Origin of the sequence: Euzebyella marina, from assembly GCF_014855515.1 — a bacterium.
Taxonomy (GTDB): domain Bacteria; phylum Bacteroidota; class Bacteroidia; order Flavobacteriales; family Flavobacteriaceae; genus Euzebyella; species Euzebyella marina.
Map to the genome: position 1 here is coordinate 377,586 of NZ_JACYFK010000003.1, position 20,141 is coordinate 397,726.

Sequence of the window (20,141 nt, forward strand, 5' to 3'; positions counted from 1 at the left end):
ATCGGTTTTCAATTGACATGGTCTAAAAATTATGATTCTTCCTTTTAAAGGCCATAGGTTATTGAAAAATTAACCCCGAATGGATGCCCAGGCCGTAGTCCGGCAGGAACCCTTGAAACCGCATAGGTGGTGTCAAACAAGTTAATGATATTGAAGGAAAAGGTAAAATGACTATTGTAGAAATAGCGTCCCGACATGTCAACGACAAAATTGGAATCCACCCTTAAATTTGTGGGAATGGTCCCTGTTCCTGCTTGTGTCCTGAATGCATCGATATAGCGTGCGCCCAGGTCGACAGCAAATTTTTTGTGCTTTAGGCCAAGGTTCAAATTGAACTGGTTCTTGGCGATATAGGGTATTTCATCACCAACCGAGACTTCCCCGAATATAGCGTTGGCACTGTCAAATGAACTAAGGAACTCGGTATCGGTCAAGGTATAGTTAAACGTTAACGGTAAGCGGACCTTTTCCGAGCTGTTGTTCAAAAGGTTATAGTTCAACGATACTTCTACACCGCTGACCCTGACCTCGCCAGCGTTGAATTGGTCCAAGCTGCCCGTACCACCTGTAGCCGCTAGGTCGCTCCCCAACAAGTTTTGATAGTCATTATAGTAACCTACCACTTCGCCCTGAATTCCGCGATAATTAAAACGGGTGCCCAATTCATAATTAATACTTCTTTCCGCATCTTGGCCTTCGGTATTGCCGGGAGGGGAAAACCCTTTGTGCACCCCGCCAAAAACGGAAAGATTTTCGGTAAAGGTATAATTTGCCCCTATTCCCGGTATCCAAACATCCACTTGGTTCTCACGTTCGGAAAGGTCCGTACTCGATCTCGTTGCATCGTTGGTACCGTAATTTATCCTGCCCAACGTAATATTCTCGTATCGAATACCCGGGGTCAATGTAAACCTGCCCAAATTTAGTTTGTACAGGGTATGTGCAGCAACTGCCTTCGCGTTGCTGATACGGTTGGCATCCGCCCCTTTGATGCCAACCGTTGTGCGTATTAGTTCATTGTTCTGAAAACCATACCTGTCTACCCATTGAAACCTATCCTCCTCATCCTCATGGTAGCGAATACCCAACTCCAGACTTTGCAGCCAATCAGCGCCCCAGCGCAAGCGGGCTATGGACTGTATTCCTTGGGAGGTATACCTCCTGTTATTCGCTTTTATGCCGAACACATCTTCCGGGGTATCCGTGTTTCCCAACAGGGAATTATATTCCATGGCATAGGTTTCCGGATCTGCGAGCACATTGTTTATGCCAACACGCTCCCCAAGATTTACATCGTCCAATTTATACCAGTTGCGCTTAAACTTGTTCACATATCCCGTGGTGGTAATGGACAGGGCCTGGGAAAGTTTAAGAAAATGTGTTAATTGGTATTGTTGGTGCTCCGCGTCCATCACATCTTCCGAGGATGCCCTGTGTCTGCGATACGGATTTTCATTGAAATCGGCATCGGTCAACCCTAAATAGGTTTCATTGGCCCTTTCTTCGGAAAATTGGATTTTAAAGAGAAGGGATTGATAGACTTTGGCACCTTCATCGGTATTCATTCGAAACTTTGCCAAATAGTCCGATTTATCAAAACCCGTATTTCCCCCTCCGTCAATATTTTTAAAACCGTCTGAATTGTAGTTATAGTATTCGCTTACGAATCCGAAGTTCTTAAAACTATCGCCTATTACGATCTGTGTATTTTTTGAATTGAAGTTACCGGCCGATAAGGTCGCTCTTCCCGTAAACCGGTCCGGTATCCGGGTAGAGATCATATTGATAGCGCCACCCGTAGTATTTGGCCCGTACTGGACCTGACTACTTCCCTTCAATACTTCCACGGCCTGCATCCTTCCGATGGTGGGGAAATAATATGCGGCAGGGGCACTGTAGGGGGCGGGGGCTATAAGTACCCCATCTTCCATAAGATTGATTTTTGCACTACGTTCTGGGGAGGTACCCCTCAAACTGATATTGGGCCGTAATCCAAAACCGTCCTCCTCGTATATGTTGACCCCGGGTACGTTTCTCAATATCCTGTTAATATCGTTATAACTGAATTTTTGGAGTTCTTTCGCCGATATATAATTTGCGGAACCCGTTCTGTTCATGGCTTCAAATTTACTCCCTAGAATTGCACTTCCATTGACTATGACCTCGTTTAGGATTTCCGTTTTCAGGGCAGTTGAATCTTTGCCATCATTGCTTTCCTGGGATAACCCTAAATTCGCCGTCAGGAGCATTGTTGAAAATACAGTTAAAAGCCATCGCATATTATACTTATTTAGATTGAATAAAAATAAAGTGCAAACGTAGTACATTTTTTGATTTGACACAATCTTATTGAGAAAGATTCTAAATAATTTTCTAATTTCGGTATGCCTATAACTTAACTGCTTTATGCTTTAGTTATGATAATTGTCATTTATTTTCAAAAGGCAAACAATTAGCTTTGCATATCATAGAATCCGACTAATTTTAGTTCTAAAATTTTGTTAAACGAAATCCCCATGTTAAAATTTTTGTAGCTTTGCAAAACTCATGAAAAGTATTTTTCATAAAATAACGTCTTTTACCATGGCACTATTAGTGCTGTTCTCAACCTTCTCTTTTTCGGTTGCGCAACACTATTGTGGGGATGTTCTGGTTGATTATTCTTTCATGGGCCATGCAGAATCTTGCGACATGGAAGTTCAGGAGACAGCAGAGTTACCAGAGTTCAATTTGGTCAAAGCCGATTGCTGTAGCGATGAAGTCCTTACCGTTGATGGCCAGAACGACTTAAAAGTATCGTTTGAAAAATTAAGCTTTGAACAACAACAGTTTGTTGCCAGCTTCATCTACACCTATCTTAATCTTTACGAAGGACTACCTGAAAACATAGTCCCGTTTAGTGATTACCCCCCTCCACTTTTGGTCAAGGATATACAGATCCTAGATCAGATTTTCCTCATTTGATTTTTAAGTAATAGCATTTTACAGCCCGACTGATAGCAGTTTAGGGCTTATCCTGTTTTCGTTGGTTTCCGGCCAGCACTTCTAATTACTTAATCATCAATACCATGCTGAATAAAAGCATCAAATTCCTTATCGAAAATAAATTGGTAGCCGTTTTGCTCCTAGTCCTTTTTGTAGGCTGGGGAACCGTAAACGCCCCTTTCGAGTGGAGCACTGGCTCATTACCAAGAAACCCTGTTGCCGTAGATGCCATACCTGACATCGGGGAAAACCAGCAGATTGTTTTTACCAAATGGGACGGTCGTTCCCCACAAGATATCGAGGATCAAATTACCTATCCATTGACAACCTCACTCTTGGGAATACCAGGGGTTAGGACCATCCGTAGCTCCTCCATGTTCGGATTTTCAAGTATCTATATCATATTTGAAGAGGATATCGAGTTCTATTGGAGCCGCAGTCGAATCCTTGAAAAATTGAACTCCTTACCGAGCGGTTTACTGCCCGACGGGGTCAACCCTGCATTGGGGCCGGATGCCACAGGACTTGGACAAATCTACTGGTACACTTTGGAGGGACGCGATGAGAAAGGAAATGTCACAGGCGGCTGGGATTTACAGGAGCTTAGAAGTATTCAGGATTTTTATGTCAAATATGCCCTATCATCGGCAAGCGGTGTTTCAGAGGTGGCCTCTATAGGGGGTTATGTACTCGAATATCAGGTAGATGTGAATCCCGAACTGATGAAGCAATATGGTATTGGGCTACAGCAGGTGGTAAAAGCTGTAAAACAAAGTAATCGTGATATTGGGGCACAGACCTTGGAAATCAACCAGGCCGAATATCTCATTCGCGGGCTTGGGTATGTGAAGTCCATCGAGGATCTACAGAATGCAGTCGTTACCTCTGAGGATTACACGTCCATTCGCTTAAAGGACATTGCAAATGTTTCCTACGGACCGGCCACACGGCGCGGCATATTGGATAAGGAAGGAGCAGAAGTTGTCGGGGGGGTAGTGGTCGCACGGTATGGTGCCAATCCCATGGAAGTCATCAATAATGTCAAAGACCAAATCAATGATTTAAGTGCCGGACTGCCCTCAAAAGTACTTGAGGATGGCAGAACATCCCAACTTACCATTGTTCCTTTTTATGATAGGACCGAACTTATTCAAGAAACGCTCGGAACCCTCAACGAGGCCCTGACCTTGGAAATATTCATTACCATTTTGGTCATCATTATCATGGTCTTCAATTTAAGGGCATCCATCCTGATATCGGGACTGTTACCGGTTGCAGTGCTTATGGTGTTTATTGCGATGAAGCTATTCAATGTGGATGCAAACATCGTGGCACTTTCGGGTATAGCCATTGCCATTGGAACCATGGTGGATGTAGGGGTCATACTCTCGGAAAACGTCATACGGCATTTGGACGAAAATGAAGAGGGCCTACCCATTAATACCGTTGTCTACAATGCCACCGCAGAGGTGTCGGGGGCCATATTGACCGCCGTGATGACCACCATCATCAGTTTTATTCCGGTATTTACGATGATCGGGGCCGAAGGAAAACTCTTCAGACCCTTGGCCTTTACAAAAACCTTTGCGCTTACCGCATCCATTATCGTAGCCTTATTTTTGATACCACCATTTGCGGCCTTTCTATTTAGAAAAAAAAGCATAAAGAAAACTACTGGATACGCCGTTAATGGAATATTGATACTTCTAGGGATTATAGCCCTTGCTTATGGCTTTTTATTAGGATTTATATTGATTGCCTTCGGTATCGTAGGCTTGCTAAAAAATCCGGAATTGGCATCACGTATTTCCACTGGATTTTCGCTTTCCGAAGAACGAGCCAATCTTATCAATATCATTATTTCGGCCTTTGCAATTGTTTTTGTTTTGGCGGAATACTGGAGACCTCTCGGTCTTGATAAGAGTATTTTTTGGAACCTGATTTTTGTTTCGCTTATATGTTTCGGACTACTGGGCTTCTTTACCATATTCCGGAACTATTATACAAGGATACTTCGCTGGGCATTACGGAATAAGCTGATATTTCTTTCCATACCCACCGCCATTGTGGTATTCGGAGTAATGATTATGCGCAATACGGGCAAGGAGTTTATGCCTTCATTGAACGAAGGTTCGTTTTTGTTGATGCCTACCTCCCTTCCGCACGCCGGTGTCGAAGAGAACAAACGGGTATTGCAGCAACTGGATATGGCTGTAGCCAGTATTCCTGAAATAGCAACGATAGTCGGCAAATCCGGTAGAACCGAATCCGCATTGGATCCGGCGCCCTTGTCGATGTATGAGAACGTCATCCAGTACAAGCCAGAATACATGTTGAACGAGAACAGGGAGCGCCAACGGTTCAAGGTCAATGAAGATGGCCTCTTCGAACTCAGGGACGGCACCTTTGTGACCAATCCGAACATGGTTGTAGATGATGAAGGAAATTACGATGAATCTGCCATAGTTTCTGCATTCTCTGTTAAACAAAAGGATTTGATTCCCGACGATGATGGGGAATATTTTAGAAACTGGCGGCCTGAAATTGAATCCCCCGATGATATTTGGAACGAGATTGTACGTGTAACGAAACTTCCAGGCGTTACATCCGCGCCCAAACTGCAACCTATTGAAACCCGCTTGGTCATGTTGCAGACCGGCATGCGTGCGCCCATGGGTATCAAGGTAAAAGGGCAAGATTTAAAGGAAATAGAAGCCTTTGGCCTCAAGCTGGAGGACATTTTAAAGGAGGCCGAGGGGGTCAAGGATGAAGCCGTGTTTGCCGATCGAATTGTCGGAAAGCCTTATTTGCTTATAGATATCAACAGGGAGCGTTTGGCACGATACGGCATTACCATTGAAGATGTGCAAAGCGTGTTGCAAGTAGCGGTTGGCGGCATGGTGCTTACCCAAACTGTTGAAGGCCGTGAGCGTTATGGAGTTCGAGTACGGTATCCAAGGGAATTGCGAGAGAATCCAGCGGACTTAGAGAATATTTATGTTCCCGTTGCCAAGGGAAGCCCGGTTCCTTTGAGCGAGTTGGTTACCATTCGATATGAAAAGGGACCACAGGTCATCAAGAGCGAAGACACCTTTTTGGTGGGTTATGTACTGTTCGATAAGTTGGACGGTTTTGCCGAAGTCGAGGTGGTCGAGAATGCACAGGCCCTTATACAAGAAAAAATAGATAATGGAGAATTGGTGGTTCCCAAGGGCATCAATTATTTGTTTACCGGTACCTATGAAAACCAACTACGTGCCGAAAAGACGCTATCGGTCGTAGTACCGCTGGCATTGGCCATCATATTCTTGATTCTTTATTTCCAATTCCGTTCAGTAGGTACCTCATTGATGGTGTTTACCGGGATTGCTGTTGCCTTTGCCGGAGGTTTTCTGATGATTTGGTTCTATGGTCAGGATTGGTTCCTGAACTTCAACTTTTTCGGGGAAAACCTACGAGACCTCTTCCAGATGCATACCATTAACCTGAGTGTTGCCGTATGGGTTGGGTTTATTGCGCTCTTTGGTATTGCAACCGATGATGGTGTGGTCATGGCCACCTACCTGACCCAAACTTTTGATAGAAACAAGCCCGATTCCCTTGTATCCGTTAGGGATTCGGTTGTCGAAGCTGGTGAAAAACGTATCCGTCCGTGTTTGATGACGACCGCAACCACTATTCTGGCACTGCTTCCGGTATTGACATCCACCGGCCGTGGTAGCGATATTATGATTCCGATGGCGATCCCTTCTTTCGGGGGGATGCTTATCGCCTTGATTACCCTATTTGTTGTTCCAGTGTTGTACAGTTGGAAGGCCGAGTTTCAATTAAAAAGAATGTCCAAATGAAGAAATACCTATACATATTGATCGGAATAGTATCCATCGCTTCTGTGAACGGACAGGAACTGGAAAGCCTTATCCAACAGGCCGAACTCAACAATCCGGAAATCCAGGCTTTTGAGCTGCGGTACAATATTGCCTCCGAAAGAGTGAACGAGGTCAATACTTTGCCCAATACGGAGGTAAGTGCCGGACTTTTCGTAAGCGAGCCCGAAACACGGACCGGAGCACAGAAAGCACGGTTCTCGGCAAAACAGATGATCCCGTGGTTCGGTACCATTACCGCCCGTGAAAATTATGCAAGTTCATTGGCCGATGCCCAATACGAAGAGCTGGTCATCGTCAAAAGAAAATTGGCGTTGTCGGTATCTCAGTCCTATTACCGATTATTCTCGATAAGGGCGAAGCAAAGCGTTTTGGACGAGAATATTGAATTGCTGGAAACCTATGAACGATTGGCCTTGACCTCTGTAGAAGTTGGTAATGCCTCCGCAGTAGATGTGCTGCGCTTGCAGATTCGGCAGAACGAACTGGTTCAGCAAAAAGAAGTTTTGGAACAGGAGTATCTGGCCGAACAAACGCTGTTCAACAATCTATTGAATAGGGACGAACAAACCCAAGTCGAAGTTTACGAAGGGCTTACGGTACCCGAACAAGACCCGATAACGGAAGAAGGAAGCCTTGACCTGCACCCCGAACTTTTAAAGTATGACAAGTTGTACGAGTCGGTCGAACAATCGGAAATCTTGAACCAAAAAGAAGCGTTACCGGACCTTGGCTTCGGATTGGATTACATACCCGTCGCCGAAAGGCCTAACATGTCTTTCGATGATAACGGAAAGGACATCTTGATGCCGATGATATCGGTATCCATCCCGATATTCAACAATAAATACAAATCCATTTCCCAACAGAACAAATTAAAGCAGGAGGAAATAACCGCCCAAAAGCAAGAACGAAGAAACAAACTCGAAACACTTTTGAGCGAGGCCGTGAATAATAGAATAGCCGCCAGAATCCGGTTTAGTACACAAACAAAAAATATCGGACAGGCCAAGGACGGAGAGGAAATCCTTATCAAAAGTTATGAGACCGGAACCATTGATTTTAACGATGTGCTCGATATTCAAGAGCTTCAGCTTAGGTTTCAAATCAATCGAATCGAATCCATCAAGGGCTACTATGTGCAGTCGGCCATTATCAATTATCTAAGGAGCTAAGATCAATATAGATAAGAGCAAGATGTATCGATTGAATTTAATAAAATAGTCTAGTATAAATAAAAAAATAGAATTATGATCAGAAAAATTACAGTGTTGTTGGTACTTCTCATTTCATGCGCAGGTGTTGCCCAAGTAGGGACCAACGGGCAGGATCGAAAGGAAGAAGGGCGACCCGTTAAGGAATACAATCTTGTTTTGGAAAATAACAAAATAACGCTTGGAGGGGTAACTGCCAACGGAATGACCATCAATGGCGGTATTCCCGGACCAGTCTTGGAATTTACCGAAGGCGACCTGGCCATCATCAACGTAACCAATAAAATGAACGTTGAAACATCGGTACACTGGCACGGATTGATACTCCCCAATTTTTATGATGGGGTTCCCTATTTGACTACCCCACCAATTGAGCCAGGAACCACTTTCCAATACAGAATTCCGATCAATCAATCGGGTACATATTGGTACCATTCCCATACGATGCTACAAGAACAGAAAGGTGTGTATGGTTCCATTATGATTCAGCCCAAGGAAAAAACCTTGGACTATGATAAAGATCTGGTTGTAGTACTCTCTGACTGGACCAACGAAAAACCGATGAACGTACTGCGTAACCTAAAAAGGGGAAACGAATGGTATCAAGTCAAAAAAGGTACATCGGTTCCCTTGGGTAGGGTCATCAAAGAAGGTGCTTTTGGGGCTCAACTTAAATTTTGGAGAGACCGTATGGAAGGCGCCGATATTGCCGATATCTACTATCCGGCATTTCTGACCAACGGGAAAACATTGGCAGAATATCCCGAATTCAAGCCTGGAGAAAAGGTGCGGCTTCGCTTTATCAATGCTTCGGCCTCTACCTATTATTGGATGGATTTTGGCGGGGGTAACCCAATGGTGGTTTCCGGCGATGGTATTGATGTGCAACCCGTATCCAAAAGCCGATTTCTATTTGGCGTTGCAGAAACCTATGATGTAATCGTCACCATACCTGACGGCACTTTGGAAGTTACGGCAACGGCACAAGATGGCTCCGGGCATACCTCATTGCGTTTGGGAAAGGGAACTCTTTATCCTGCGAAAACGATTGACAGACCGGACAAAGTGGCGATGATGAAGCAAATGGCCAAAATGGATATGAAAATGGGAGCACCTGCAATGGTGGGAAACAAAAAGAAGAACACGCCCGAAGTTTTAATGCAGAAGTATGGGATGAAGATGGATATGAAAGACGGTCAGATGAATATGGGGATGAACGATAAGAGGTCAATGAATAAAGGCAAAATGGGCGATAAGATGAAAACGGATGACCAAAAACCTATGGATATGAATGACAATCATATGCAAATGGAGATGGACAAAAAGATGGACGGTATGAAGGGAATGAACCCGCCTGCCGGACGGGCAGGAATGGACTCGATGTCAATGGACCATAACGGAGAATCAAATAAAATGAAAGGGCATATGAATCACAATATGCCCAAGATGCAGAAGGATACTTCCTCATTTGATTACGACACTCGTAAAACTTATTTCAACTACGACTTTTTAACGGCAAAGGAGAATACCACCTACAAAGCTGATTTACCGGTAAACGACATACTGTTGAACCTAACGGGAAATATGCAGCGCTATGTATGGAGTATGAACGGCGTACCCCTTTCAGAAACCGATAAAATAAAAATCAAGGGAGGCGAAGTAACTCGGATTACGCTCAACAACCTTACGATGATGCACCACCCAATGCACCTGCACGGGCATTATTTTAGGGTCATCAACGAAAATGGCGAACGTTCCCCATTAAAGCATACGGTAAATGTACCCCCTATGCAGAAAGTGGTCATAGAGTTCTATAACGAAGAGTATGGCGATTGGTTCTTTCATTGCCACATTTTATATCATATGATGGGCGGAATGGCAAGGGTTTTCAGTTACGATACCCCAAGGGACGAGAGAATGAAGGATTTTCCCGTTCAAAAACTCATCGATGAAACGGACCATTATTATTCATGGGGATTGGCTCGTGCCGGCTCAAACTTTAATGAACTCTTTTTAACGTCAAGTAATATTCGCAATGAATTTGGTTTAAGAGCAGAGTTCGATTATGACCAAAACCTTGAAGCTGAAATTAACTATAATAGATACCTAAATGATTGGGTACGTCTCTATGTGGGTGTTAACACCGAAACCGAAATACCTGATTCCTACGATGAGTTCAATACCGTAGGATTGGTCGGTGTAAAATATTTTACGCCTTACAGGTTCAATGTAGATGTGAGTATGGACCATCAACTGCGTCCGAGAATACGTCTGGACAGAGAGCTATTGATTTTTCCTAGAATTTTTCTGGAAGGCGAATACGAATATAGAGCAGACTTCGGGTGGGTCAACGATTTAGGGAATAACAACTCATTTGAAAGTGAAACACAATGGCTGGTAGGGGTTGCATACATTCTTTCCCGTAATTTTTCAATCCAAGGCAACTATAACAACCGATACGGTTGGGGTGGCGGCCTATTAGCACGATTTTAATTGATGGAAGGATATAAAAAAAATAGCCTGAGTTTAACCGGAGCCGTATCGTTAGGTACGGGAGTGATGATTGGTGCCGGAATATTTGCTTTATTAGGTCAGGTAGCAGAACTGTCGGGCCAGTGGTTTCCTATTGCGTTCTTGGTGGGTGCCATTATCTCGGGATTTAGTGCCTATTCTTATATTAAATTATCAAATGCCTATCCATCAGCTGGGGGTATTGCCACCTATCTGAAAAAGATTTATGGTAAAGGGGCACTGACTGCTTCCGGGGCTTTGTTGATGGCTATTTCCATGGTTATCAATGAGAGTCTGGTCGCCCGTACCTTCGGCTCGTACACCTTACAAATGTTCGATGTTGGCGACAATAGTGTATGGGTTCCTGTTTTAGGGGTTGTACTGTTGATTACGGCTTTCTTAATCAATATTTCGGGGAATAACGTCATCGGCAAATCTTCGTTGGTAATGGCCATCCTGAAAATAGGGGGTATTTCCATTTTTGCGATAGGTGGTTTGTGGGCTGCGGGATTCTCCTTTTCTGAAGTAGTCCCGTCCAGCAGTTTATCCGAATATCCGGTCTCCAGTTATCTTGGGGCTTTGGCATTGTCGATTTTAGCCTACAAAGGCTTTACGACCATAACCAATAGCGGTGGGGAAATTGTGAATCCCAACAAGAATGTCGGTAGGGCCATCATTATTTCACTGGCCATTTGTACCCTTATCTACCTTTTGGTCGCTTTTGCGGTTTCCTCCAACCTTTCGATAGAAGAAATCATACGGGCCAAGGACTATTCCTTGGCGGAGGCCTCCAAACCTGCCTTTGGCAAGTACGGGCTTTGGTTTACGGTAGGTATAGCCATCGTTGCCACAATTTCAGGGGTTATTGCCAGTGTTTTTGCCGTTTCAAGAATGACGGCTATGTTGACTGACATGGATTTGATTCCCCATAACCATTTTGGAATGCCAGGAGGCATACAAAAGCATATGCTTGTCTATACCGTAGTCTCGGCAATTGCATTGACCGTTCTTTTTGATTTGACAAGAATTGCATCTTTAGGGGCCATACTCTATTTGGTCATGGATATTGGAATCCATTGGGGTGTTTTGAAAAACCTACGAAAAGAAATACAAGCGAATGCTGCAATAATCGGTACCGCTATTATACTTGATCTTATTGTTCTGGGAGCTTTTTTATGGATCAAAATATCCAGTGATCTGTTGGTGGTGGTTGTAGCGGCCGTGCTTATAATACTCGTTTTTACCGGGGAAAAATGGTTTTTAAAAAGAAATGGCAACAATGAAAAAGTAGAAAAAACAAATGATTGATTAACCTGAAAAATGAAAAGATGAAAACAAAAATGATTTTAATGACAATCGGATTAGTAGCAACGATGGTAGGCTGTAAATCAACTTTCAATGCTGCCGAGACCATGCGGGTGGATGAAAACAGAAATGCCATCTATCAAGAAATTATTTCTAACCCTGTACAATTTACCAACTTCATCAGTGAGGCAAGAAAAAATGAAGAATCCAAAAAGATGCTAATGAAGGCTCATATGGAGCAGATGGAATCTGGGGATATGAAAATGGTGATGGATAAAAACCCTGAGATGAAGGAAAAAATGCAGTCCCATATGCAGAAGATGATGGAGAAGAACCCAGAAATGAAGAAAAAGATGGAGTCCAAAATTCTCGATAAGATGATGGAAAGCGAAAAGGGCCGTAAGATGCTGATGGAAAAAATACATATTAATGAAATGATGAAAAAAGAGATGAAGGAAAGAATGAAAAATATGATGGATGAGAATCCTGATATGATGGAAGAAATGATGCAGAAAATGATGGAAAAAAATCCAGAGATGATGAAAATGATGAAAGAAAAAATGAAAAATAAAGGAGCGTAAGCCTTCGAATACCGAGGTGGATTGAAAAACAGAAAATAACTATTAAAATTCTACAATTATGATGATGTGGTGGTGGGTATTGATACCGGTCATTTTGGTGTTGGTTTTTTTCCTGTTTAATGGAAAAAATAGGAGAGGCCCTAGAAATATCGAGGACCCTATGAAAACACTCGACAACCGGTTCGCCAAGGGCGAAATATCCAAAGAAGAATACGAAGAACAAAAACGAACTATTAACTCTAAAAATTAAAACGATGGAATATTATTTCAACAAGACCCTTAACGAAGACTTTGAAAAGGTAATCGAGAGGGTAACGGAAGAACTGAAAAACGAAGGTTTTGGCATCCTGACCGAAATCGATGTCAAGGAAACCTTGAAGAAGAAACTGGACGTGGACTTCAAAAAATACAGAATACTTGGTGCTTGTAATCCGCCCTATGCCCATAAGGCACTGGAAGCCGAAGATAAGATAGGTACTATGTTGCCTTGCAATGTAATCGTGCAGGAAGTATCGAAAGGGAATGTAGAGGTGGCGGCGGTAAACCCAATGGCGTCGATGCAAGCCGTCGACAATGAAATATTGGCCGAAATCGCAAGTGATATTACCGCCAAATTGGAAAATGTAATCGATAAACTTTAGAAGCGGAACAATGGAAAATAGTAAGGGTAAAAACAAACAGGTCTCGCAACAAGATTATTCAGAAAGTCAGAGCACCCCGTATTGCATTACGCGGAGGTATGGTAGTTTGACATTTGAGGAAACCGTACAAAACGTAAAAAATGGCTTGAAAAAGTTAGGTCTTGACCTTATTGCCGAATTTGACGTGCGAGAGTATCTGAGTTCAGATATGGAAAAGATACCTCGGCACCTCATTCTAATGGTATGTGAAAAAGAAACTGCATTAAACCTAATCTCAAAGGATGTTCAAATGAGCGTTCTTTTTCCGTGCAACGTAACCATTAAGGAAGTGGAACATAACACGATTATCGAAGTGTCGATAGAAAATACCGATATCACTTGGTCTTCCGCTAAGAAAAAAGAAATAATGGAGGTGGCGAAAAATACAAAGAATATCTTGAAAAAATTGCTCGACACTATTGAGCAGCAAAACGTAAAACTATAATTAACATCAAAATCAATAATCATGAGAAAATCAAAAGTAACAACAAGTATTATGGCAATTGCATTGGTAGCCCTTACGGCTACTTCATGTAAAGACGCTAAAAAAGAGCACAACGACGAAGACGGCCACCATTCGGAACAAATGGATGACAATAGTCATATGGATGGCGCAATGGAAGAAGACCATAGCAAAATGGATCATGGCGATATGGAATCGTCGGATAAAATGATGGGCAACGCACAGCACGCATCAAAATCAACAACACTTATTGCCAATTACCTAGACCTAAAGAATGCTCTTGTGTCCGATGACAAAGATGGGGCCGCAAAGGCAGGGGAAAAGCTTGAAGGCAGCCTAAAGAACCTCGATACGAGCAAATTCAGTGATGAACAGCAAGATGAGTTGAAAGACATTATTGAAGATGCCACCGAACATGCAGAACATATCGCGAAAAGTGACATCGGGCACCAGCGTGAACATTTTGATGTCTTGAGCAAAGATGTCATTGACCTTTTGGCGATCACAGGTTCAGATCGAACACTTTATCAGGCCTATTGCCCCATGTACAATAACAACAAAGGAGCGCAATGGTTGAGTGCTACCAAGGAAATAAAAAATCCGTATTACGGCGCAAAAATGATGAGCTGCGGTAGTGTACAAAAGGAAATCAACTAAGTGAAGAAAAGTGTAAAAATCATAGTGCTTGTGCTTTTGGTCGGGTTTGTGGGGATACAGTTTTTTTCCACTTCCCGAAACCAAAGCGACACAATACCAAAAACTGATTTTATGCTGGTAAACGATGTGCCGAAACAAGTGGAGAACATCATCAAGACCTCTTGCTACGATTGCCATAGCAACAACACGGATTATCCTTGGTACAACAAAGTGCAACCCGTTGCCTGGTTTTTGGAGGATCATGTTACCCATGGCAAGGAAGAATTGAATTTTAACGAATGGGCCGATTATTCAAACAGAAGAAAGAATAGCAAGTTAAAATCGATCATAAGTCAGATAGAAAATGGAGAAATGCCCCTTTGGTCTTATACACTAATTCATAGGGAAGCAAAACTTTCGGAGGACAAGAGGAAAACCGTTCTCGATTGGGTTTCAAAATTAAAGGACAGTTTATAAACTAAAAATTCAACAAATGAAGAATTTAAAACATGGTGTAGTAACCCTGCTCATGTTGGGGACTACAATGGGCTACGCACAGCACAAAATAGAACTGAACCATGACCATAGCAAGATGGAGATGAAAGTGGTCGAGTTGGAATTTAACGACAAGAACATCGCCAATGCCTACGAACATTACGAGCACATTAAAAATGACTTGGTCGGTTCCAATTCGGGCGATGCCCAAAAGGGAGCGGTAATGTTGAACGAAGCACTTGAAAAAGTCGAGGGTTCCGATGCGGCATTATCGGCCTCGCAAAAAATCGCTGCTACCGACAATTTAGAGAGACAGCGAAAGGCTTTTTCCGATTTGAGCAATGAAATAGAAACCTTGTTGAAAGGAACTGTTACATCGGGGAAAATCTATAAGGATTTCTGCCCTATGGCCTTGAACGGGGGTGCGTATTGGTTATCCGCCATTAAAGACATCCGCAACCCGTATTATGGGGCAAAAATGCTCAGCTGCGGAAAAGTGACGGCCGTAATAGAGAAGTAAAACCTGATTGGGGAGGTTGAATATAGTTAATGGTTAGTGTTTAAAATGCTTACCCTTTTCAGGTATTAATAGTTGAATGTTGCTGAGTACAGCTTTATGAGTATTAAAAAAATAAAATGCAAAAAAAGATTTAACGTAAGCAAAACCTAAATGGAAGCATTAAGCCTTGACATTTTTGTAGTACCAACCATTGTGCTGACCTCGGTCGTTCTGCTATATCTCTATTTTGCCAAACAGGTACGGGACAAAAAAAATTATAACAACTATATCATCGGTATTGCAGTAATAGCGTTTTCGTTCAATTTTATCTGGGAGCTGGCGCAAGGTCCGCTCTATGAAGGTTTTGAATACGATTGGCAACATATATCGTTTTGTGCCCTCGCATCTGTAGCTGATATGTTGATGGTGCTTATCCTGCTTTTCGGATTTGGTTTGGTATATAAAAATGTCTTTTGGACAAGGTCAATGGGTATCAATAAAATATTCCCGTTGATTTTTATCGGAAGTGCTGGTGCAATTTTGGGAGAAATTTGGCATACCTCACGTGGCGATTGGGCTTATGCAGAGGCAATGCCTATTGTACCATGGGTTAATGTGGGACTGTCGCCACTATTACAATTTGCCGTGTTGCCCTATTTAATTTTTGTGATTGGAAAAAACTTTATAAACGAAGTGAATTTGGAAAAGTAAATCTGGGTCGGTCGGGAATGTGTTTTTATTGGTTAGTTATTTAGTGTAGTTCCTGACCGCCCTGATTTTTTTAATGAAGAAAAAGTCCTGTTATGGGAAGGGAAATTTGGTTGATTTAGTGTTTAACGCCCTTCCCTTGACAGGCACAATAAACAGAATTAGGATTGAAATGAAAGATTGTTGTAAAAATGGCCCGGAAAAGTCAGGGAAACAAGGTTGGAAAAAGTGGTTCAACTATACCATTTACATCATTATAGGCACTATTGTTATAGGTGCGCTTATTTTACAGATTATGAATAGTTCATCATAAAAACGATTGATTATGAAAAAAACAGTTTCATTTTTAGTACTGCTTTTAAGCCTAATGTCGCTTCATGCAAGTGCCCCTGAGTCCATTGGGAACAATTCGGGATATTCGGCGAATAGTTTGGGAACCTTTTATGCTCTTGAATTGTCCGAAAAACTACAGCAACATACCGAAATCCACGCTGAAAAGCCCATAAACAAGGAGGAGGTGGCTTTGGATGAATTCGACAATTTACATCCGTTGGTGGTGCATTTTCCTATCGTACTCCTTTTGTTTGCGGCATTGCTCCAAGGTATTCAGCTGTTCGTCCTTAAAAGGAACTTGGACTGGGTTATCTTGTTTCTTATTGGTACTGGTTTTATTGGGGCCTACGTAGCGGGAACTTTTGTACACCCGCATACCCATGGCCTTACGGATATAGCCCAAAAAGTATTGGATAACCATGATAAATATGCAGATTGGACCATTTGGTCGAGCGCTCTGGCCGCAGTATTGAAGGTTATCAGCCTTTTTTGGATAAAACTGAATCGAGGTTTTGAAATAGCCGTTCTCCTTGTTATGGCCTTTTCGGCGTTCTCCGTTTCACAAGCAGGACATTATGGCGCTCAGCTCGTTTATATTCAGGGCGTTGGCCCACAGGGCCAGTATTTGGAAACTGAAACGCCAGAGGAAGAAAGCCATTCGCATTAAAAAATAAAGCATGAGAAGAATATTTTTAATATCGTCGATAACGCTGCTAGTGGTACTTGCAGGACTTATAATGTGGAAGCCTCATTTATGGTGGCTTGCGCTGTTGATCGCACCTTTTATGCTTCTCGGCACTAAGGACTATTTTCAAAAATCCAATAATATAAGACGCACCTATCCTTTGCTGGGAAGAATTACCAATCTATTGGAAAAACAACGTCACGTCGTTCAAGAAACGGTTTTATTGAATAGAACAGAGGGAAAACCTTTCAATTGGATACAGAAAGAAATTGTTTATAAACGTGCCGCAGACGTAGTCAAAAACCAACCCTTTGGAACGCAGATTCCGTATAACGAAGTTGGTCGCGAATGGTTTACCCATTCCACGTATCCTGCAAAGGAAATCAAAGATGATTTTAGGGTTACCATAGGGAGTTCAAAATGCTCAAAACACTATTCGGCAAGCATCCTAAATCTGGCAGGGATGAGCTATGGTTCCATAAGTAAAAATGCGACCCTTGCTTTTAATGGCGGTGCAAAAATCGCAGGCTTTGCCCAAAATACTGGCGAAGGTGGATTTACGCCCTACCATCAGGAATATGGAGCCGATGTTATTTTTCAATTTGGCACTGGATATTTTGGATGCCGAGATGCAGAAGGAAATTTTGACCCTAAAAAATTTGCGGAAATCGCATCCAATGAGGTGGTCAAAATGATTGAGATAAAAGTCTCACAAGGTGCAAAACCCGGTTTTGGTGCCATTCTTCCTGCCAAAAAAAATACCGAGGAAATCGCAAAGTACAGGGACGTAGAAAAAGGAACCGAAATTCTATCGCCACCAACTCACGCTGAATTTAGTACTGATTTGGAAATGATTGCCTTTGTACAAAATTTAAGAAAGCTGTCTGGAGGAAAACCCATAGGGATTAAAATGTGCATCGGACAGAAAGACGAATTCGAACGAATGGTTCGCACTTTTGCTGAAAAGCAAAACTATCCAGATTTTGTAGCCATTGACGGCGCAGAAGGTGGTTCCGGTGCTGCACATATGGAATCGCTACATTGGGCTGGAATGCCAATAATTAAAGCCGTACATTTTGCAAACGGCATTCTTAAAAAGTATGGATTGCGAGATGAAATAAAAGTAATGGCGGCAGGAAAAATAATTTCAGCTTTTGATATCTATAGAATGTTGGCACTTGGTGCCGATGCTTGCTATAGTGCCAGAGGGATGATGTTTGCCTTGGGCTGCGTACAATCCTTAAAATGCAATCTGGATACCTGCCCTACGGGAATCACCACAATGGAACCTTCAAGGGTCGCATCATTGGTAGTAGAAGATAAAAAGACCAAAGTAGCCAACTACCATAAAAACACCATGGAAGCTTTTAAGGAGCTGCTAAAATCAATGGGGCTTGAAAGTAGAAAAGGTATCGACAAGAAGTTCATTGTCCGCCGAATCAATGAAAACGGGACAAAAACATACCAAGAGTTATATTCAAACGGATTGAATGGTCGAAAAATAAAAAGCAATGGATAAAAATGCAATGTATTTTTTAATAATACTGTTGTTTTCTGGCAACGTGGCTATTAACGCCCAAAACTTTGTACTAAAGGAAGGAAGCGCATCCTTTAAGGCAAAAATGCCCCTTAATTCCTATATCGGTAAATCTGATGATTTACAGGGCACCATTGATTTTAAGGACGGTGCGTTGAACTTTTCGGTACCTGTAAAATCCATAAAGACAGACAATGAAAAACGGGATGGACATATGTACGAGTTGGTAAAAGCGGAAAAAAATCCCAATGTCGTTTTTGAAGGAAAGCTTAAAGACGATTTTGATTTTGACGAAAAAGCGGCACAAACGCTCAGCGCAATGGGCGATTTTACCCTTGCGGGAGTTACACGGGAAATAACAATTCCTATTGAGTTGAAACTTGTTTCAGAAGAAACAATTCAGTTAAAAGCTTCTTGGTCCTTGTTGATTACCGATTATAATTTAGAACGCCCCAGTTTTACATTTATAAAGGTTAATGACAAGCATGACTTGAGTGTGGATGCGCTTCTTGAGAAGAAAAAATGAGAACGAAACAAAGACCTATGATGAGATTTTTACAGATAACAAATAAGAATGGATAAAGAAAAAGACATAGAAACCACAAGGGCGTTTTATGGGCAGCTTTTCAACAGCTCAAAGTATGTTCTATTGGTGCTGCTTATTGCTTCAGTAATCGAACTGTATGCGCTACCTACTATGGAAGGGTCTTATGCTATGATTATCCTACTGGCCTTAACATTACTAAAGATAGGATTCATTATAGCCTTGTCCTTTAACCAACTAATGAAGATAATTGGTCAGAGCCATCTATTGAGCCACGTACTGGTGTTGTTCGGATACCTGATTGTGTTGATAGTTTTCTCGTTTGCAATAGATTACACAGCGTTGCAGTTTGTGGATGCTATTCATTTTAAAATGAACAACAGTATTGGCAATGATGGACTGTCGGTATTTTTTGATTTATCCTATTTCAGTTTGATAACATTCTCATCAGTAGGATATGGTGATATAGTCCCAATTTCCTTACCCGCGAAAATCCTGGTGGCGCTTGAAGTGGCACTGCGGTTTTTCGTCCTGGTCTTTGGTATCGCAAATGTGAATAGAATTCGAGTAAATAAATAACCTTTAAAAACTAAAAGTATGAAAACACTAAAATTAACTACGGTGGTAATGTTGCTCATAATAGCGACGAGCCCACTATTTGGACAAGATGCAAAAACAGAAAAAGAAGCAGTGCTTACAGTAATGAAAAGCTATAAGGATGCCCTACAAAACCTAACGACCGATGGTACTTTCGAATTATTTACCGAGGATTCCGAGGTTTTTGAATCGGGAGGCGTCGAGGGTACGTACAGCCACTATATAGAACATCATTTAGGACCGGAATTGGGTCACTTTGAAAAATTTGAATTTTCAGATTATGAAATCGATGTAAAGGTAGATGTACCCTATGCCTTTACTACCGAAACATACGTATATACCATTGTCCTCAATCCGGACGACAAGGGAAATAGCCGGACCATAAAGAAAAAAGGGGTAGCAACCTCAATCCTTAAAAAAATAGATGGAAAATGGAAAATAATAAAAACCCATTCATCTTCAAGAAATACTAAGTAACAAC

General features: G+C 42.2%; 19 protein-coding genes. 18 read left to right on the forward strand and 1 reads right to left on the reverse strand.

All coding sequences use genetic code 11. The features are described 5' to 3' along the window. Positions 1 to 44: 44 nt before the first annotated feature. Positions 45 to 2,279 carry a TonB-dependent receptor family protein gene (locus IL356_RS14670; RefSeq protein WP_162987834.1) on the reverse strand — a complete coding sequence of 745 codons (2,235 nt, stop codon included), beginning with the start codon at positions 2,277 to 2,279 and terminating at the stop codon, positions 45 to 47. Positions 2,280 to 2,547: 268 nt separating this feature from the next. On the opposite strand from IL356_RS14670, the gene IL356_RS14675 reads away from it, so the two are divergent. The 18 genes from IL356_RS14675 to IL356_RS14760 all read left to right on the forward strand — a co-directional run bounded on the left by IL356_RS14675 (position 2,548) and on the right by IL356_RS14760 (position 20,137). Further along, positions 2,548 to 2,964, forward strand: a complete 417-nt coding sequence (locus IL356_RS14675) for an HYC_CC_PP family protein (protein ID WP_121848285.1) — start codon at positions 2,548 to 2,550, stop codon at positions 2,962 to 2,964. A 104-nt stretch (positions 2,965 to 3,068) separates the two neighbouring features. After that, positions 3,069 to 6,833, forward strand: a complete 3,765-nt coding sequence (locus IL356_RS14680; protein WP_067033771.1) for an efflux RND transporter permease subunit — start codon at positions 3,069 to 3,071, stop codon at positions 6,831 to 6,833. Then, a complete protein-coding gene (locus IL356_RS14685) occupies positions 6,830 to 8,047 on the forward strand; it encodes a TolC family protein (protein WP_121850657.1) in 1,218 nt (405 codons plus the stop codon). Before IL356_RS14680 ends, IL356_RS14685 begins: the two co-directional genes overlap by 4 nt. A gap of 75 nt (positions 8,048 to 8,122) precedes the next feature. Beyond that, a complete protein-coding gene (locus IL356_RS14690; RefSeq protein ID WP_121848286.1) occupies positions 8,123 to 10,579 on the forward strand; it encodes a multicopper oxidase domain-containing protein in 2,457 nt (818 codons plus the stop codon). A gap of 3 nt (positions 10,580 to 10,582) precedes the next feature. Then, complete coding sequence (locus IL356_RS14695) at positions 10,583 to 11,905, forward strand: APC family permease (protein ID WP_192466561.1); 1,323 nt, start codon at positions 10,583 to 10,585, stop codon at positions 11,903 to 11,905. Between the two features lie 41 nt (positions 11,906 to 11,946). Continuing rightward, entirely contained in the window at positions 11,947 to 12,483 is a 537-nt protein-coding gene (locus IL356_RS14700; RefSeq protein WP_225621509.1) for a hypothetical protein, read from the forward strand. Positions 12,484 to 12,643: 160 nt separating this feature from the next. Then, positions 12,644 to 12,733, forward strand: coding sequence for an SHOCT domain-containing protein (locus IL356_RS20155; RefSeq protein ID WP_225621523.1), 90 nt, complete (start codon positions 12,644 to 12,646; stop codon positions 12,731 to 12,733). A 4-nt stretch (positions 12,734 to 12,737) separates the two neighbouring features. Further along, complete coding sequence (locus IL356_RS14710; RefSeq protein ID WP_121848289.1) at positions 12,738 to 13,124, forward strand: DUF302 domain-containing protein; 387 nt, start codon at positions 12,738 to 12,740, stop codon at positions 13,122 to 13,124. Between the two features lie 10 nt (positions 13,125 to 13,134). Next, positions 13,135 to 13,608 carry a DUF302 domain-containing protein gene (locus IL356_RS14715; RefSeq protein ID WP_121848290.1) on the forward strand — a complete coding sequence of 158 codons (474 nt, stop codon included), beginning with the start codon at positions 13,135 to 13,137 and terminating at the stop codon, positions 13,606 to 13,608. A 21-nt stretch (positions 13,609 to 13,629) separates the two neighbouring features. Then, complete coding sequence (locus tag IL356_RS14720) at positions 13,630 to 14,283, forward strand: DUF3347 domain-containing protein (protein ID WP_121848291.1); 654 nt, start codon at positions 13,630 to 13,632, stop codon at positions 14,281 to 14,283. Continuing rightward, the gene (locus tag IL356_RS14725; RefSeq protein ID WP_240467932.1) at positions 14,284 to 14,739 is read left to right on the forward strand and encodes a heme-binding domain-containing protein; all 456 of its coding nucleotides are present in this window, start codon (positions 14,284 to 14,286) and stop codon (positions 14,737 to 14,739) included. Positions 14,740 to 14,755: 16 nt separating this feature from the next. Then, complete coding sequence (locus tag IL356_RS14730) at positions 14,756 to 15,277, forward strand: DUF3347 domain-containing protein (RefSeq protein ID WP_121848292.1); 522 nt, start codon at positions 14,756 to 14,758, stop codon at positions 15,275 to 15,277. Positions 15,278 to 15,427: 150 nt separating this feature from the next. After that, positions 15,428 to 15,967 carry a hypothetical protein gene (locus IL356_RS14735; RefSeq protein ID WP_121848293.1) on the forward strand — a complete coding sequence of 180 codons (540 nt, stop codon included), beginning with the start codon at positions 15,428 to 15,430 and terminating at the stop codon, positions 15,965 to 15,967. Positions 15,968 to 16,289: 322 nt separating this feature from the next. Further along, positions 16,290 to 16,964, forward strand: coding sequence for a DUF2231 domain-containing protein (locus IL356_RS14740; RefSeq protein ID WP_225621510.1), 675 nt, complete (start codon positions 16,290 to 16,292; stop codon positions 16,962 to 16,964). Between the two features lie 10 nt (positions 16,965 to 16,974). After that, positions 16,975 to 18,501 carry an FMN-binding glutamate synthase family protein gene (locus IL356_RS14745; protein WP_121848295.1) on the forward strand — a complete coding sequence of 509 codons (1,527 nt, stop codon included), beginning with the start codon at positions 16,975 to 16,977 and terminating at the stop codon, positions 18,499 to 18,501. Next, positions 18,494 to 19,045: a YceI family protein gene (locus tag IL356_RS14750; RefSeq protein WP_121848296.1), complete on the forward strand. Its 552-nt coding sequence runs from the start codon at positions 18,494 to 18,496 to the stop codon at positions 19,043 to 19,045. The genes IL356_RS14745 and IL356_RS14750 overlap by 8 nt, the downstream gene beginning before the upstream one ends. Positions 19,046 to 19,093: 48 nt before the next feature. Then, a complete protein-coding gene (locus IL356_RS14755; protein ID WP_121848297.1) occupies positions 19,094 to 19,642 on the forward strand; it encodes an ion channel in 549 nt (182 codons plus the stop codon). Positions 19,643 to 19,660: 18 nt separating this feature from the next. After that, positions 19,661 to 20,137 carry a YybH family protein gene (locus tag IL356_RS14760; protein WP_121848298.1) on the forward strand — a complete coding sequence of 159 codons (477 nt, stop codon included), beginning with the start codon at positions 19,661 to 19,663 and terminating at the stop codon, positions 20,135 to 20,137. The last annotated feature ends 4 nt before the right edge of the window (positions 20,138 to 20,141 follow it).